Origin of the sequence: Pelomonas caseinilytica, assembly GCF_021353235.1 — a bacterium.
GTDB lineage: Bacteria > Pseudomonadota > Gammaproteobacteria > Burkholderiales > Burkholderiaceae_C > Pelomonas > Pelomonas caseinilytica.
Genome location: NZ_JAJTWT010000001.1, coordinates 415,892 through 431,215, shown reverse-complemented (window position 1 = coordinate 431,215; position 15,324 = coordinate 415,892). Strand labels below are relative to the sequence as shown.

Annotated in this window: 12 protein-coding genes; all 12 read right to left on the bottom strand. The window is 72.6% G+C overall.

Annotated elements, in window-relative coordinates; genetic code table 11:
- Window positions 1-4 precede the first annotated feature (4 nt).
- The 12 genes from LXT12_RS01975 to LXT12_RS01915 are packed head-to-tail and all read right to left on the bottom strand — an operon-like array spanning window position 5 to window position 15,280.
- On the bottom strand, window positions 5-1,186 hold the full coding sequence (locus tag LXT12_RS01975) for a tetratricopeptide repeat protein (RefSeq protein ID WP_233388936.1): 1,182 nt from the start codon (window positions 1,184-1,186) through the stop codon (window positions 5-7).
- Entirely contained in the window at window positions 1,176-1,682 is a 507-nt protein-coding gene (locus LXT12_RS01970) for a cytochrome c-type biogenesis protein (RefSeq protein ID WP_233388934.1), read from the bottom strand. The genes LXT12_RS01975 and LXT12_RS01970 overlap by 11 nt, the downstream gene beginning before the upstream one ends.
- On the bottom strand, window positions 1,679-2,245 hold the full coding sequence (locus LXT12_RS01965; RefSeq protein WP_233388932.1) for a DsbE family thiol:disulfide interchange protein: 567 nt from the start codon (window positions 2,243-2,245) through the stop codon (window positions 1,679-1,681). The genes LXT12_RS01970 and LXT12_RS01965 overlap by 4 nt, the downstream gene beginning before the upstream one ends.
- Window positions 2,242-4,221, bottom strand: coding sequence for a heme lyase CcmF/NrfE family subunit (locus tag LXT12_RS01960; protein WP_233388930.1), 1,980 nt, complete (start codon window positions 4,219-4,221; stop codon window positions 2,242-2,244). The genes LXT12_RS01965 and LXT12_RS01960 overlap by 4 nt, the downstream gene beginning before the upstream one ends.
- Window positions 4,218-4,652: a cytochrome c maturation protein CcmE gene (gene ccmE / locus LXT12_RS01955; protein WP_233388928.1), complete on the bottom strand. Its 435-nt coding sequence runs from the start codon at window positions 4,650-4,652 to the stop codon at window positions 4,218-4,220. The genes LXT12_RS01960 and ccmE overlap by 4 nt, the downstream gene beginning before the upstream one ends.
- Window positions 4,649-4,876, bottom strand: a complete 228-nt coding sequence (locus LXT12_RS01950) for a heme exporter protein CcmD (RefSeq protein ID WP_233388926.1) — start codon at window positions 4,874-4,876, stop codon at window positions 4,649-4,651. Before LXT12_RS01950 ends, ccmE begins: the two co-directional genes overlap by 4 nt.
- Window positions 4,873-5,661 (bottom strand): heme ABC transporter permease CcmC, encoded by a 789-nt coding sequence (ccmC, locus tag LXT12_RS01945; RefSeq protein ID WP_233388924.1) that lies wholly within the window; start codon window positions 5,659-5,661, stop codon window positions 4,873-4,875. Before ccmC ends, LXT12_RS01950 begins: the two co-directional genes overlap by 4 nt.
- Before the next feature lie 3 nt (window positions 5,662-5,664).
- A complete protein-coding gene (ccmB, locus tag LXT12_RS01940; protein ID WP_233388922.1) occupies window positions 5,665-6,390 on the bottom strand; it encodes a heme exporter protein CcmB in 726 nt (241 codons plus the stop codon).
- Window positions 6,387-7,010 carry a heme ABC exporter ATP-binding protein CcmA gene (gene ccmA / locus LXT12_RS01935; RefSeq protein ID WP_233388920.1) on the bottom strand — a complete coding sequence of 208 codons (624 nt, stop codon included), beginning with the start codon at window positions 7,008-7,010 and terminating at the stop codon, window positions 6,387-6,389. The genes ccmB and ccmA overlap by 4 nt, the downstream gene beginning before the upstream one ends.
- On the bottom strand, window positions 7,000-9,228 hold the full coding sequence (locus tag LXT12_RS01930) for a tetratricopeptide repeat protein (protein ID WP_233388918.1): 2,229 nt from the start codon (window positions 9,226-9,228) through the stop codon (window positions 7,000-7,002). The genes ccmA and LXT12_RS01930 overlap by 11 nt, the downstream gene beginning before the upstream one ends.
- Complete coding sequence (locus tag LXT12_RS26860) at window positions 9,219-13,463, bottom strand: cytochrome c3 family protein (protein WP_304622745.1); 4,245 nt, start codon at window positions 13,461-13,463, stop codon at window positions 9,219-9,221. Before LXT12_RS26860 ends, LXT12_RS01930 begins: the two co-directional genes overlap by 10 nt.
- Window positions 13,463-15,280, bottom strand: a complete 1,818-nt coding sequence (locus tag LXT12_RS01915; protein WP_233388916.1) for a cytochrome c3 family protein — start codon at window positions 15,278-15,280, stop codon at window positions 13,463-13,465. The genes LXT12_RS26860 and LXT12_RS01915 overlap by 1 nt, the downstream gene beginning before the upstream one ends.
- Between the last annotated feature and the right edge of the window lie 44 nt (window positions 15,281-15,324).

Here is a 15,324-nt window from a genome sequence, read left to right as displayed (position 1 = left end):
GGCGTCAGCGCACGCGCGAGGCGATCAGCACGTCGAGGTCGCTGCGGCCCAGGGCCACGGCCTGCGTGGCGCCTTCCAGGTCGCCGGGCTGGGGCTGGGCCTGGCCCGAGCGGCTCACGCGGGCCGTCACCACCACGCGCTGGGCGCTGGAGAGGCGGGCCGCGGGGTTCATGGCCTGGCTGTCGTCCAGCTCGAAGCGCAGCGGCAGGTCGCGCACGCGGCGTTGCAGCAGCGCGAGCGGCATGCGTGGCCCCTCGGCGGCGCGGGCGAAGACGAAGACTGTGTCGTCGGGTCGGGCGTCGCGCGCCAGCTCGGGCGACAGGCGCACCGTGCCGCCCACCTTGGCCGCGGCCACCTGCTGCGCCTGGGCCGGCGCCGCCGGCACCGGGCTGGCCGCGCCGCCGCCTTGCGCCTTGCGGGCGTCGTCGAGGCCGTTGCGGGCCTGCTCGACCAGGCCGCTGCCCGCCGGGCCTGCGGCCACCACCTGCTCCCAGTAGCGGATCGCCGCGGCCATGTCCTGCCGGTCGAAGGCCTCGGTGCCGGCCAGCAGCAGGGCCTTGGGCTGGCGCGGGTCCTGGGCCAGGGCTTTCTTCACCCAGGCCAGCGGTTCGCCAGCGAGCCGGCGGCCCTGCTGCAGGGCCAGCGCGTCGGCGTAGTCGGCCATCAGCTCGGCGTCCTTGGGGGCCAGCTTGAGGGCCTGGGCATAGGCCGGCAGCGACGCGGCCACGTCGCCCAGCGTCGTGTACGAGCGGGCCAGCATGGCCCAGCCTTCGGCATCGTCGGGCTTGGCTTTCAAGCGCTCGGCCAGGGCCTGGACCATGCCGGCCATGGCGTCGTTGCCCAGGGCATGCGGCGCGGAGGCCGCGGCCTGCGGCGCTGCCGTCGGGGCCGGCCACGCGGCGGGCGCCGCCGCGCCGAGGCGGGGGCTGCCCTTCCAGGCGTAACCGGCGCCGCCGATGGCAAGGGCCACGGCGGCCAGTACCGCGCCCTGGCGCGTCGCCCAGCGGGTTCTCCGTGCGGGCGGTGGCGCCGCCGGCGTGGTCGGTGCGGGCCCCACCGCCGCCATCAGCAAGGCATCCAGGCGCTGGCGAGCCTCGGCATAGAGGTCCGCGGGCAGCACGCCCTGGCGGTGGGCTTGTTCGATCTGCTCGATCTGCGCGAGCACGCGTTGGAGTTCAGCCGACATGGGCGTCCTCGGAAGTCTCGGGGGTTTCGGGATCGGGCTCGAAGTCGGACTCGGCCCATTGCTGACGCCGGCGCAAATGCCACAGCAGGCCGGCCAGGCCGCCGAGGGCGAGCACCGCCGGCCCCGCCCACAGCAGCGCCGTGCGGCCCTGCAGCGGCGGGCGGTAGCGGACGAAGTCGCCATAGCGGTCCGTCATGTAGCGCATCACCTCGTCGTCGCTCGCGCCCTTGCGCAGCATCTCGCGCACCTGGTTGCGCAGGTCCACGGCCAGGGCGGCGTGGGAGTCGGCCACGGTCTGGTTCTGGCAGACGAGGCAGCGCAGCTCGGCGGTGAGGGCCAGCATGCGGGCCTCCAGCGCCGGGTCGTCGGCGGTGGGCTGGGCCTCTTGGGTCTGGGCCTGCGCCCGGGCTTGCAGCACCAGGCTGGCCAAGGCCAGCAGCGCGACGACTGCGGCGCGCAGCCACAGGGCCTGGCGGCCGGTGATCGCGGCCTTCATGGCGTGCCTCCGGCGGCTTCGGCCTGGAGCTGGGCGAGCAGGGGTTCGATGCTGTCCTTCAGCACCTCGGGCGTGACGGGCCCGATGTGCTTGTGCCGCACCACGCCGCGCGCGTCGATGATGAAGGTCTCGGGCACGCCGTAGACGCCCCAGTCCAGTCCCGCGCGGCCGTCCTCGTCGAAGGCGGAGGCCACGTAGGGGTTGCCCAGGCGGCGCAGCCAGTCCTGGCCGGCGTAGCGGGTGTCCTTGTAGTCCAGGCCGTAGATGGGCACGGCCTGGCGCTTGGCGAAGGCCACGAACATCGGATGCTCCTCGCGGCAGGCGCCGCACCAGCTCGCCCAGACGTTGAGCATCCACACCTTGCCCTTCAAGGCCTCGCCCGAGACGCGTGCGGCGGGGTCGTCCAGCCGGGGCAGCAGCAGCGGCGGCGCGGGCTTGCCGATGAGGGGGCTGGGCACCTCGCGCGGGTCGCGGTTCAGGCCCACGGCCAGCACGGCCACGAGGGCGCCGAACGCCACCAGCGGCAGCAGCACGGGCCAGAGACGGCGGCGTCGCGCGGTCATGCGAGTTCCTCCTTCAGCGGCATTGCCGCGGGCGCCGGCTGCGCGGCCCGGCGCCGCCGGCGGTAGCGGGCATCGCTCGCGGCCAGGGCGCCGCCCAAGGCCATCAGCAGGCAGCCGCCCCAGATCCAGTCGACGAAGGGCTTGACGTAGACGCGCAGCGTCCAGCCGCCGTCGGGCAGGGGCTCGCCGAGGGCGACGTAGAGGTCGCGCGTGAAGCCGGGGTCGATGGCGGCCTCGGTCATGGGGTTCTGCTGCACGCGGTAGACGCGCTTCTCGGGCGCGAGGAAGGCCACGGGCGCGCCGTCGCGCGTGACGCTGACCCCCGCCTGCACGGCCTGGTAGTTGGGGCCGGCCAGGTCGCGCGTGCCATCGAAGCGGAACTGGTAGCCGGCCATCGTCACGGTCTCGCCGGCATGCACGCGCACGTCCTTCTCGACCTCGTAGCCCTTGACCATGGTCACGCCGATGATGAACACGGCCACGCCGGCATGGGCCAGCGTCATGCCCCAGGTGGCGCGGCCGATCTGCCCCAGGTGGGTGGACAGGCGGCGCCAGCCGCCGTGGGCGGGCCACAGGTCGGCCGCGAGGTTCAGCAGGATCCAGCAGGCCGCCGCCAGGCCCGCAGCGCTGGCCCAGCCGATGCGGCCGGCCGCCCAGCTCGCGAGCACGCCGGTGGCGACGGAAACGCCCAGGGCCCAGCGCAGCCGGCGCAGCAGGGGCGCGGCCTCGGCCTGCTTCCAGCGCGCCAGCGGCCCCAGCGCCATCAGGAAGAGCACCGGCGCCATCAACGGCGCGAACACGGCCTCGAAGTAGGGCACGCCGACGGAGATCTTGCCCAGGCCCAGCGCGTCCAGCACCAGCGGGTAGAGGGTGCCCAGCAGCACCGCGCCGGCCGCGGCCAGCAGCACGACGTTGTTGACCAGCAGCAGGGTCTCGCGCGAGAGCAAGGCGAACCGCGCCCCCAGGCCCACCCTGGCCGCCCGCCAGGCATACAGCCCCAGCGCGCCGCCCACGGTGATGCCCAGCAGCGCGAGGATGAAGAGGCCGCGCTTCGGGTCCGAGGCGAAGGCGTGGACCGAGCTCAGCACGCCGGAGCGCACGAGGAAGGTTCCCAGCAGCGACAGCGAGAAGGCAAGGATGGCCATCAGCACCGTCCACGACTTGAAGGCGCCGCGCTTCTCCGTCACGGCCAGCGAATGCATCAGCGCCGTGCCCACCAGCCAGGGCATGAAGGAGGCGTTCTCCACCGGGTCCCAGAACCACCAGCCGCCCCAGCCCAGCTCGTAGTAGGCCCAGCCGCTGCCCAGGGCGATGCCCAGCGTCAGGAAGACCCAGGCCGCCGTCGTCCAGGGCCGCGTCCAGCGCGCCCATTGCGCGTCCAGCTCGCCACTGAGCAGCGCGGCGATGGCGAAGGCGAAGGCCACCGAGAAGCCCACGTAGCCCATGTAGAGCATGGGCGGGTGGATGACCATGCCCGGGTCCTGCAGCAGCGGGTTGAGGTCGCGGCCGTCCGGGGGCGCGGGCCACAGCCGCTCGAAGGGGTTGGAGGTCAGCAGCATGAACAGCAGGAAGCCGAGGGCCACCCAGGCCAGCACGGTCAGCAGCCGCGTCACCAGCGCCTCGGGCAGCCGCCCGCTGGCCAGCGCGACGGCCACCGTCCAGACCTGCAGCATCAGCAGCCACAGCAGCAGCGAGCCTTCGTGCCCGCCCCACACGCCGGCCACCTTGTAGGCCAGCGGCAGCGCCGTGTTGGAGTGCTCGGCCACGTAGAGCACCGAGAAGTCGTCCTGCACGAAGCACAGGGTCAGGCAGGCAAAGGCGAGCGCCACGAGTGCGGCGGTGGCGAAGGCCACCGGCCGCGTGAGGGCCAGCCAGTCGGCCTGCCGGCGGCGCAGGGCCCATAACGGCACGAACGCCTGCAGCGCGCAGGCGCCCAGGGCCAGCCACAGCGCGAGATGGCCGAGTTCCGCCGTCACGTGCGGCCTCCGCGGGCGGCCGAGGCCGCCTTCATGGCTGCCGCGGCTTCGGGCGGCATGTAGTTCTCGTCGTGCTTGGCGAGCACCTCCTGGGCGACGAACCGGCCGTCCACCAGGCGGCCCTGCGCCACCACGCCTTTGCCCTCCTTGAACAGGTCGGGGAGGATGCCCTCGTAGGCGACGGTCATCGTCCGCGCGGTGTCGGTGACGCGGAAGCTCACCTTCACGCCGTCGCGCTGCAGGCTGCCGGGCTCGACCAGGCCTCCCACGCGGAAGACGCGGCCGTTCGGTGCCTCGCCGGCGCTCACCTGGCTGGGCGTGTAGAAGAACACCAGGTTGCTGTTGAAGGCGCGCAGCACCAGCGCGGCGACGACGCCCAGCGTCAGCAGCAGGCCGGCGGCGGCGGCCAGTTTCCAGTGGCGGGGCTTCACGGCAGCTCCTGCGGCGCTCGGGTCGGGCCCCAGGCGGAGGCACCGTCGTCGTCGGGCTCGGTGGTGCGCCACTGTTGGCGGGCCAGGGCGCGCGCACGGGCCATGCGGCGGTGGATCAGCCAGGGCTCGGCCAGCATCCCGGCCAGCATGGCGGCATAGGCGGGCCAGACGTAGATGCCGTAGCCGTGCAGGTGCAGCAGCTCGGTCAGCGGGGAGGGGTTCATCGGCGGGACTCCGAATCCAGGTACTCGGCCACCCAGTGGTGGTCGGCATCGCGCTCGATCACCGCGGCGATGGCGCGCGCGAAGACCGCCGCGAAGGCGTAGGCCCAGCAGGCCAGGGTCATGAGCAGCATGGCCGTCAGCATGGTCGAGGCCATCTTGGGTGCGGCGGTCAGGCTGACCGAGGCGCCCTGGTGCAGGGTGTTCCACCAGCGCACCGAGAAATAGATGATGGGCACGTTGACGACGCCGACCAGCGCGAGCAGGGCCGAGGCGACGTCCGCGCGGCGCGGCTCCTCGAAGCTGGCGGCCAGGGCCATGAAGCCGACGTAGAGGAAGAGCAGGACCAGTTCGCTGGTCAGCCGCGCGTCCCACACCCACCAGGTGCCCCAGGTGGGCTTGCCCCAGCAGGCGCCCGTCCACAGCGCCAGCACCGTGAACAGCGCCCCGGTGGGCGCGATGGCCTGGGCCAGCACCGAGGCCATGCGCACCTTCCACGCCCAGCCGAGCACCGCCCAGAAGGCCATGGCCAGGTAGAGCACCATCGACAGCCAGGCCGCCGGCACGTGGATGTAGATGATGCGGTAGGCCTCGCCCTGGGTGGCATCGGTCGGCGCGACGACGAAGCCGACGTACAGGCCCGCCAGCGCCAGCAGGGCGCTCGACGCCCAGAGCGCCGGCAGCGCCCGCGCCAGCACGCGGCAGAAGGCCGCCGGGGAGGCGAGGGCGAAGGCCCGCCAGCGGTGCGTGGAAGCGGGGAGGGCAGGGGTGATGTCAGCGGCAGCCATGGGTCACTCGCAGGCAAGGCGCAGGGCCTTGGAAATCAGGAAGGGCGCCAGCCAGGCCATGACGAGCAGCTGGGCGGCGATCAGCCCCAGCGGCGCCAGCGGCGACTGGCCGGCCTGGGTGGCCTGCACGGCGCTGCTGCCGAAGACGAGCACCGGCACGGCCAGCGGCAGCACGATGAGCAGGATGAGGGCCGCGGCCTGGCGCAGGCCCACGGTCAGGGCCGCGCCCACGGCGCCCAGCAGGCTGAGCACGGGCGTGCCCAGCAGCAGGCCCAGGGCCAGCGTGAGGATGGCGCTGGCGTCCAGCCCGTAGAGCACGCCCAGCAACGGCGACATCGCTACCAGCGGCGCCCCCGCCCAGCACCAGTGGCCGGCGACCTTGGCGGTGGCCAGCAGCCAGAGCGGGGCGGGGCTGAGGCACATCTGGTCGAGGCTGCCGTCGGCCTGATCCTGCGCGAACAGCGCGGGCAGGGGCAGCAGAGCGGCCAGCAGGGCGGCCGACCAGATCAGGCCCGGCGCCACCTGGCGCAGCAGTGCCGGCTCGGGGCTCAACCCCAGGGGCTGCAACGCGGCGCTGACGAGGAAGAAGCCCAGCGGCAGCAGCGCCTCGCCGCGGCGGCGCAGGGCCAGCCGCCAGTCGCGCCGCCACATCGCCCGGGCCGCGCGCAGGGCCTGGTAGGCCCCGGCGTCGCCGCTGGCAGCGGGCGTGCGGGCCATCGCATGGCTCATGCGGCGGCTCCGCCGTCCAGCCACAGGGCCTGGACACCGTCCAGTTGTGCCGGCAGGCCCTGGTGGCTGCTGAGCACCCAGCCGCCCTGGCGCAGGCGGTGGCGCGTGAGGGCCTGGGCCAGCAGGGCCTGACCCTCGTCGTCGAGGGCGTCGAAAGGTTCGTCCAGCAGCCACAGCGGGCGGGCTGCCGCCAGGTCCAGCCGCGCCAGGCTGACGCGCCGGCGCAGGCCCTGGGACAGGCGTCGCGCCGGGTGGTGGCGCCGCTCCCACAGCTGCCAGCGCACCAGCGCCCCCTGCAGGGCCCGCGGGCGCGTCTCCAGGGCGCTCAGCTCGGCCAGGCATTCGAGGTTCTCGGCGACGCTGAGGTCGTCCTTCACCGCCAGCGTGTGGCCCACGTACAGCAGGCCCTCGGCGCCGTCGCGCCAGACTTCGCCAGCGGCCGGCTCGAGCAGGCCCGCCAGCGCCCGCAGCAGCGTCGTCTTGCCGGAGCCGTTGCGCCCCCTGAGCCAGAGCCCCGCGCCGCGCGACAGCGTGAGCCGCCGCAGCGACAGCACCCGCTGCCCGCCGCGGTCGCAGGCCAGGCCCTCGGCGCGCAGCAGCTCCTGGCCTTCAGAGGTCATAGCGCAATCCGACGTAGTAGAAGGTGCGGTGCGAGCTTTCGTTGCGGTTGGCGCTCTGCGACTTGCTGAACTCCATGCTGAGCTCGCTTTCGGCCACCCAGCGGGCCAGGAAGCGCTTGCTCGCGCGCAGGCCCGGGGCCCAGCGGCGCGTGCGCAGGCCGCTGTCCTCCGACTGCTGGTACAGGCGCAGCGACGGCTCCAGCAGCCAGCCTTCGCCGACGGCCGAGGCGTTGTTGTAGGAGAGCAGCTCGCCGTGGTAGGTCGGCCCGCGCAGCAGGGTCAGCAGCACGACGTGGGTGTCGCGGGCCGAGTACAGGTTGGTGCCGATCAGTTGCGCCCCCATGCTCCACACATTGCCGGTGCCGGGTTGGCCGTTGGGCAGGATGTCGGCCACGGGCGGCAGGGCGCCGACGTTGGTCAGGCGCAGGTCCGCGCCGGCCTGCCAGTGGGCGGTGACGGGGTGGGTGACGCTCACCATGGCCTGGGTGCTGAAGGCGGTGGTGCTGCGCACCTGCTGGCGCAGCACCGGCAGGCTCTGCGTGAGCAGCAGTTCGTACAGCGTGCGCGCCTGCACCTGGGCCACGGGGTTCTGGAAGAAGAGCGCGTTGCCCAGCATCAGCATGGGCGTGGCGCGGCGGTCGTAGAGGACGTTGACGATGGTGTTGTCCGCGCCCTGCCAGGTGCTCTGCGTGGAGACGATGTTCCAGCCCTTGAGCTGGGGGTCGTAGTCGAGCGAGCCCAGTGCGGTGAACTGGCCGGCCAGCAGGCGCAGCTCGGCGCCGAGGCCCCGGCGGTCCGACTGGCCGTCCAGGGTCTGCTGGATCCAGTACAGGCTGCCGCCGAAGCCCTTGGCGATCTCGTCGGCGTCGACGGAGACGCCCCAGAAGCGGCGCTTGGTGTCGAGCAGGGCGTCGGTGGGCGCGCCGGCCACGGCGTTGACGCGCCAGCGCGGCGCGAAGCGGTAGCCCGCCTGCACGCCGTCGAAGCGGCCCATCACGCCGCCGCCGGTGGGCGACTGCCGGCCCAGGCGCATCTGCACGCCCGGCGTCGTGAGCTTGTAGTCCACGTAGAGCGCGGTCAGCTTGTTGCGGCTCTTCTCGGGCCGCATCAGGTCGTTGGTCTTGGTGTCGCGCAGCACCAGGCGCAGGTCGCTGTCGGCGTCGCGGCGGCGCCAGTTCACGTCCACGCTGGAGAGGAGCTGGCGCTGGTCGGTGCCGGACAGGGTCGCGTCGTTGACGAGCTGGGGCAGGCCGCCGATCGGCGAGTCCTGGAACTCCTGGGTGCGGACCTTGGACTGGCCGCCGTAGTACATCAGCGCGAGCGAGCCGGCGAGGGTGGTCGTGACGGCCGTGCGGCCGGGCTCGCGGCCCGCCTGGATGGCGGCTTCCACCACGGGTGGCGCCAGCGTGAGCAGGGCTTCGCGCGCCCGCGCGGCGCCCGGCCCTTGCGGGTAGAGGGCCAGGTAGCGTTCGTAGTCGGCGCGCGCGCCTTCCGGGTCGCCCTGGCGCCAGCGCGCCGTGGCGCGCAGCTCCAGTGCGTCGATGCGGCCCTCGTGCGGCGGCAGGGCCAGCACTTCGTCCAGCCGCTCCAGCGCCTGGCCATGCTCGCCTTGCTCGATGAGCTGGCGCGCCGCCGCGAGCGCCACGCGGGAGCGTTCGCGCTCGGCGTCGGTCAGCGGGCGCGCCTCGGGCTCCGGGGCCACGGGCGTGGGCGCGGCGGCCGAGGCGGCAGCGGCCGGTGCCGGCGGCGACAGGGCCTCCGCCTGGTTGGCCAGCACCAGCTCGATGCTGCGGTTGCCCTGGCCGGGCCGGGCGGTGAAGGCCGTGGCCGTGCTGAAGCGCAGCACCAGCTTGCGGCTGCGCTCGGCGGTGCCGCTGGCTTCGTCGGTCAGCAGCACGAGGTAGCCGCCCCGGGGCAGGGGAACGCGGCGTTCGCTGGCCACGAGATTGAGCGCATCGCCCGTGGCGAGCACGTCGTAGTAGACCTGGGCGAGGTTGCCGTCGCGGGCCGACACCGTCCGCACCAGTTGCACCGGCGCCGCGAAGCGCACGGTGACGATGGCGTTGCGGCCCTCGCGCCGGGCCTCGACGTCGTCCAGCACCTGGGCCTCGGCCGGGAGCAGCGTGGCGCCAAGGAGGAGGGCCAGCGCGACGGCGTGCAGGCGGGAGCGGAAGGCGGCAGTGCCGCGGCCGGTGAAGTGCATTGTTGTCAGTCCCATTTCGTGTAAGGCGATCCCTTGCTGCCGAGCGGCCGGTGGCAGCCTGAGGTGGAGCAGTCGGTCGGTACCGGCGTCTTGGTGCGGTGGGTCAGCGACATGCGCTCCATCGACCCGAGGTAGTTGGTGCCCGAGGCATGACAGGCCTTGCACCAGCCGGCGCCGCTGCCCTGGCTGCCGTTGTGGTTCATCTTCTGGGCCCAACTGGTCACGCTGGTGTGGCAGGCGTTGCACTCCATGGCGGCGCCGTTGAGCAGCTGCGCCTCGGGGATGTGGTTGCTCGGCTTGGCGGTGGCGCCCTGCGAGGTGTAGCTGCCGCTGTGGCAGGTCTTGCACTGGCCGGTGACGCTCACGTTGGCGTGGAAGCGCCCGCCCGCCCAGGAGGCGTAGCCGGCCTTGTGGCAGCTGTCGCAGTTGGTGATGACGACGCCGGTGAGCGTCTGGTAGGGGATGTGGCCGGCCGGACGGCCGTCGGCCGGCGGGTAGGCGCCGCTGTGGCAACTGGCGCACTGGTTGGCCACGGGCAGCTGGGTGTGGTTCCACTTGGTGGGCTTCCAGGCCGTGGTGCTGTGGCAGGCGATGCAGTTGGTGGCGCCGACCGGCATGTGGCTGGCGGCCTTGCCCGTGGCCGCGCTGCCGTTGTGGCAGCTCGAGCAGTTGGTGGCGACGGTGAAGCTGCTGTGGTCGACCTTGGCGCCGGTCCAGCTCGTCGTGCTCTTGTGGCAGTTCTCACACACCGTCTGGCCCGCATGCACCGCGGTGGCTGGGCGCACCGAGAGGTGGCATGACGAGCAGCTCGTCGTCACCGTCACGCTGGCGTGCAGCCGGGCGGGCGTCCAGGACGTGTAGCCGGCCTTGTGGCAGCTGTCGCAGTTGGCCGAGGCCAGCGTCGCGACGAGCTGGTAGGGCGTGTGCGTGGCGGGCTTGCCGTCGGCCGGCGGATAGGCGCCGTTGTGGCAGCTGGCGCATTGGTTGGCCACGGGCAGCTGGGTGTGGTTCCACTTGGTGGGCTTCCAGCCCGTGGTGTTGTGGCAGCTGATGCAGTTGGTGGCGGCCACGGGAATGTGGGCCGAAGGCTTGCCGGTGGCGCTGCTGCCGTTGTGGCAGCTGGCGCAGTTGGTGGCGACGGTGAACGTGCTGTGGTCCACCTTGGCGCTCGTCCAGCTCGTGGTGCTCTTGTGGCAGTTCTCGCAGACCGTCTGGCCGGCATGGATGGCCGTGTTGGGCTTGATGCCGGCATGGCAGCTGGCGCAGCTGTTCACCACCGTCACGCTGGCGTGCAGCCGGGCGGGCGTCCAGGACGTGTAGCCGGCCTTGTGGCAGCTGTCGCAGTTGGCCGAGGCCAGCGTCCCGACGAGCTGGTAAGGCGTGTGCGTGGCCGGCTTGCCGTCGGCCGGCGGGTAGGCGCCGCTGTGGCAGCTGGCGCACTGGCCGGTGACGGGCAGCTGGGTGTGGTTCCACTTGGTCGGCTTCCAGCCCGCGGTGCTGTGGCAGCTGATGCAGTTGGTGGCGGCCACGGGGATGTGGGCCGCCGGCTTGCCGGTGGCGCTGCTGCCGTTGTGGCAGCTGGCGCAGTTGGTGGCCGCGGTGAAGGTGCTGTGGTCGACCTTGGCCGTGCTCCAGCTCGACGTGCTCTTGTGGCAGCTCTCGCAGACGGTCTGGCCGGCATGGATGGCGGTGTTGGGCTTGCTCGACGCGTGGCAGCTCGCGCAGCTGTCGACGACCGTGACGCTGGCGTGCAGTCGCGCCGGCGTCCAGGACGTGTAGCCGGCCTTGTGGCAGCTGTCGCAGTTGGCCGAGGCCAGCGTGGCCACCAGCTGGTAGGGCGTGTGCGTGGCGGGCTTGCCGTCGGCCGGCGGGTAGGCACCGCTGTGGCAGCTGGCGCACTGGCCAGTCACCGGCAGCTGCGTGTGGTTCCACTTGGTGGGCTTCCAGCCCGAGGTGCTGTGGCAGCTGATGCAGTTGGTGGCCGCCACGGGGATGTGGGCCGCCGGCTTGCCGGTGGCGCTGCTGCCGTTATGGCAGCTGGTGCAATTGGTGGCGGCGGTGAAGGTGCTGTGGTCGACCTTGGCCGTGCTCCAGCTCGACGTGCTCTTGTGGCAGCTCTCGCAGACGGTCTGGCCGGCGTGGATGGCGGTGTTGGGCTTGCTCGACGCGTGGCAGCTCGCGCAGCTGTCGACGACCGTGACGCTGGCATGCAGCCGGGCCGGCGCCCAGGCCGTGTAGCCGGCCTTGTGGCAGCTGTCGCAGTTGGCCGAGGCCAGCGTGGCCACCAGCTGGTAGGGCGTGTGCGTGGCGGGTTTGCCATCGGCCGGCGGGTAGGCGCCGCTGTGGCAGCTGGCGCATTGGCCGGTCACCGGCAGCTGGGTGTGGTTCCACTTGGTGGGCTTCCAGCCCGAAGTGCTGTGGCAGCTGAAGCAGTTGGTGGCGGCGCTGGGGATGTGGGTCGCGGGCTTGCCCGTGGCGCCGCTGCCGTTGTGGCAGCTGGCGCAGTTGGTGGCGGCGTTGAAGCTGCCGTGATCGACCTTGGCCGTGCTCCAGCTCGTCGTGCTCTTGTGGCAGTTCTCGCAGACGGTCTGGCCGGCGTGGATGGCGGTGTTGGGTTTGCTCGACGCATGGCAGGTCGCGCAGCTGCCGGTCACGGCCACGCTGGTGTGCAGCTTGGCGGGCGTCCAGGCGGTGTAGCCGGCCCTGTGGCAGCTGTCGCAGCCTAGCGAGGCCAGCGCGGTGACGCTGGTGTAGGGCGTGTGCGTGGCGGGCTTGCCGTCGGCCGGCGGGTAGGCGCCGCTGTGGCAGCTGGCGCACTGGCCGGTGACCGGCAACTGGGTGTGGTTCCACTTGGTGGGCTTCCAGCCCGAGGTGGCGTGGCAGGCCGCGCAGTTGGCGGCGCCCACGGGGATGTGGCTGCCGGGCTTGCCCGTGGCGGCATTGCCGTTGTGGCAGCTGGCGCAGTTGGTGGCGGTGGTGAAGCTGGCGTGGTCCACCTTGCCGCCGGACCAGCTCGTCGTGCTCTTGTGGCAGCTCTCGCACACCGTCTGCCCCGCGTGCACGGCGGTGTTGGGCTTGGTGGAGGCGTGGCAGGTCGCGCAGCTGTCCGTCACGTTCACGCTGGCGTGCAGCTTGGCGGGTGCCCAGGCGGTGTAGCCGGCCTTGTGGCAGCTGTCGCAGCCCAGGGAGGCCAGCGCCGAGACGTTGGTGTAGGGCGTGTGCGTGGCCGGCTTGCCGTCGGCCGGCGGATAGGCGCCGCTGTGGCAGCTGGCGCACTGGCCGGTGACCGGCAGCTGGGTGTGGTTCCACTTGGTCGGCTTCCAGCCCGAGGTGGCGTGGCAGGTCGCGCAGTTGGCGGCGCCCACGGGGATGTGGGCCGCGGGCTTGCCGGTGGCCGCGCTGCCGTTGTGGCAGCTGGCGCAGTTGGTGGCCGTGGTGAAGGCGGCGTGGTCGACCTTGGCGCCGGACCAGGCGGTGGTGCTCTTGTGGCAGCTTTCGCAGACGGTCTGGCCCGCGTGCACGGCGGTGTTGGGCTTGCTCGACGCATGGCAGGTCGCGCAGCTGTCCGTCACGTTGACGCTGGCGTGCAGCTTGGCGGGCGTCCAGGACGAGAAGCCTGCCTTGTGGCAGCTGTCGCAGGCGAGGTTGGCCAGCGAGGCGACGGCCGTGAAGGGCGTGTGGTTGGCGGACTTGCCGGTGGCCTTGACGCCGTTGTGGCAGCTCGCGCAGCTGCCGGGCACCACGCCCGCGTGGTTGAACCCGGAGGCCGGCTTCCAGGCGCTGGTGCGGTGGCAGCTGTCGCAGGATGCGGTGGTGGCGATGTGGTCGGCCGGCTTGCCGGTCGACATGACGCCGTTGTGGCAACTGGCGCAGCTGCCCGCGGCGATGCCCTTGTGGTCCATCTTGGCGCCGGTGAAGCTGCGCGTGCCGTGGCAGCTGTCGCAGCTCTGGCTGGTGGGAATGTGGGTGGCGGGCTTGACGATGTTGGTCTTGGCCAGGCGCGCGCCCGAGGTGTGACAGGACTCGCAGTCGCGCGGCGTGCCCTTGAAGACGCCGGCCTGGTGGCAGCTCTCGCAGCGCTGGTTCTGGTGGGCGCCCGTCAGTGCGAAGCCGGTCTTGAGGTGGTCGAACTCCGTGCCGCCGGTCGCGGCGTGTGCCACGCGGGATGCGTGCAGGCCCATCGCGAGCGCCACGAGCAGCAGCGCGGCGATGAGCCACGGGCGCAGGAGACCGAGGTGTCGTCTTGGCATCAGGAGGCTCCCACAGGGCGCGCGCTGCGGCGCGTGTCGAGGTCACGCCAGCCGCTGGGCTGGTGGCATTGGTCACAGCGCACGCCGAAGCTGCGCTCATGCACGTCGTCGCGGGCGTGGCAGGCCACGCAGATCGTGTCCAGAGGCGCGGCGCGCTTGCCGGCCGGCGCCGCTTGCGTGTGGCAGCTTTCGCAGGCGGCACTCAGGTGCCTGCCCTCCAGCACGTAGCGGGTTTCACGGGCATGGTCGAAGCGCCAGGTCTTCCAGCTGCGCGTGCCGTGGCAGGACTCGCAGGCCGTGCCGAAGCGGGCCTTGTGCCGGTCGTCCTTGAGGTGGCAGCCGACGCAGGCCCGCGGCGCGTCGCGGAAGCGCCGGCTGGCATGGCAGGCCTTGCACTCGGTGGTCTGGTGGGCGCCCGTCAGCGCGAAGCGGGCGCGGCGATGGTCGTAGTTCTCGACCTTCCAGCCCGTCTCGCCATGGCAGGCCTGGCAGCGCTCGCCCAGCTGGGCCTCGTGCTTGTCGTCCTTGCGGTGGCAGTCGATGCAGGCCGTCGGCGTGCCGCGGTAGCTGCGCAGGTCGCGGTGGCAGCTCTCGCACTTCAGCGTGGCGGCCGCGTGGGCGCCGCGCAGCGGGAAGCGGGTCTGGGCGTGGGAGAAGCGGCGTGCCGCCCAGTCGTTCTCGGTGTGGCAGTCGGCGCAGCGCTCGCCGAGATGACCCTCGTGCTTGTCGTCCTTCCTGTGGCAGCCGATGCAGGTGCCGGGGGCCTCCCGGTAGACCAGGCTCTGGTGGCAGTCCTTGCAGCCGGCCTTGACGTGGCGGCCCAGCAGCGGGAAGGCGGTGCGGTCATGGTCGAAGCGCCTCACCTCGCGCCAGCCGCGCTCGCTGTGGCAGCTGCTGCATTCGGTGCCGAGCGTCGCCTTGTGCTTGTCGTCCTTGCGGTGGCAGGCGATGCAGGCGGTCTCGAGCTTGTCGCGGTAGAGGTTGCCGGCGTGGCAGCTGGTGCACTTCACGTCGCGGTGCCGGTCCCGCAGGGGGTAGCGGGTGTCCACGTCGTGGCGGAAGGCGATGTCGCGCCAGCGCTTCTCGCCATGGCAGCTCTCGCACTTGTCGCCGAACTGGCCCTTGTGCTTGTCGTCCTTGCGGTGGCAGCCGACGCACTCGCGCGGCGTGTCCTTGTACTCGCGCGTGCGGTGGCAGTCCTCGCACTTGGCCGCGTCGTGGGCACCGAGCAGCGGGAAGCGCGTCGTCGAGTGGTCGAAGCGCGTCTCGCGCCAACCGCGCTCGTCGTGGCAGCTCTCGCATTTGGTGCCGAGCGAGGCCTTGTGCACGTCGTCCTTGCGGTGGCAGCCGTTGCAGTCCTGCGGTGCCGCGCTGTACTTGCGGCCGGCCGCATGGCACTTCGCGCAGTCGGTGTCGCGGTGCTTGCCGCGCAGGGCGTAGTCGGTCTGCGCGTGGTCGAAGGACTTGGTGTCGAGCGGGGCGATCCTCATGTCACGCCCCTTGTGCTCGGTGTGGCAGGAGCGGCAGCTCTGCCCGGCCTTCATGCGGCCGTGCAGGCCGGTCCGGGCCGACAGGTCGCGGCCGATGTCCTTGTGGCAGTCGGCGCAGAGCCGGTCCTGGTCCTTGCGGTCGAAGGGCGTGTGGCAGCTGCGGCAGGCGTCGTCCCACTTCGCATGCGCCTGGGTCAGCACGCCGGGCGACAGCGCGGACTCCATCGAGCCCGCGGCCAGCGCCGCCTGGCCGAGCCACAGCAGCGCCAGGGCGGCGGCCCAGCGCGCCAGGGCGCCGATGCGGCGGGCGAGCGCGCGCGGCGTCATCCGCGCCGTCCCTGGTGGAGGTGGGGTTGCCCATGGGCCATGGC

Bases quoted from the DNA above. Each gene is read 5' to 3' on its own strand.
- LXT12_RS01975 (WP_233388936.1), bottom strand. From the start codon at position 1,186: ATGTCGGCTGAACTCCAACGCGTGCTCGCGCAGATCGAGCAGATCGAA.
- LXT12_RS01970 (WP_233388934.1), bottom strand. From the start codon at position 1,682: ATGAAGGCCGCGATCACCGGCCGCCAGGCCCTGTGGCTGCGCGCCGCA.
- LXT12_RS01965 (WP_233388932.1), bottom strand. From the start codon at position 2,245: ATGACCGCGCGACGCCGCCGTCTCTGGCCCGTGCTGCTGCCGCTGGTG.
- LXT12_RS01950 (WP_233388926.1), bottom strand. From the start codon at position 4,876: ATGAACCCCTCCCCGCTGACCGAGCTGCTGCACCTGCACGGCTACGGC.
- ccmC (WP_233388924.1), bottom strand. From the start codon at position 5,661: ATGGCTGCCGCTGACATCACCCCTGCCCTCCCCGCTTCCACGCACCGC.
- ccmB (WP_233388922.1), bottom strand. From the start codon at position 6,390: ATGAGCCATGCGATGGCCCGCACGCCCGCTGCCAGCGGCGACGCCGGG.
- ccmA (WP_233388920.1), bottom strand. From the start codon at position 7,010: ATGACCTCTGAAGGCCAGGAGCTGCTGCGCGCCGAGGGCCTGGCCTGC.
- LXT12_RS01930 (WP_233388918.1), bottom strand. From the start codon at position 9,228: ATGGGACTGACAACAATGCACTTCACCGGCCGCGGCACTGCCGCCTTC.
- LXT12_RS26860 (WP_304622745.1), bottom strand. From the start codon at position 13,463: ATGCCAAGACGACACCTCGGTCTCCTGCGCCCGTGGCTCATCGCCGCG.
- LXT12_RS01915 (WP_233388916.1), bottom strand. From the start codon at position 15,280: ATGACGCCGCGCGCGCTCGCCCGCCGCATCGGCGCCCTGGCGCGCTGG.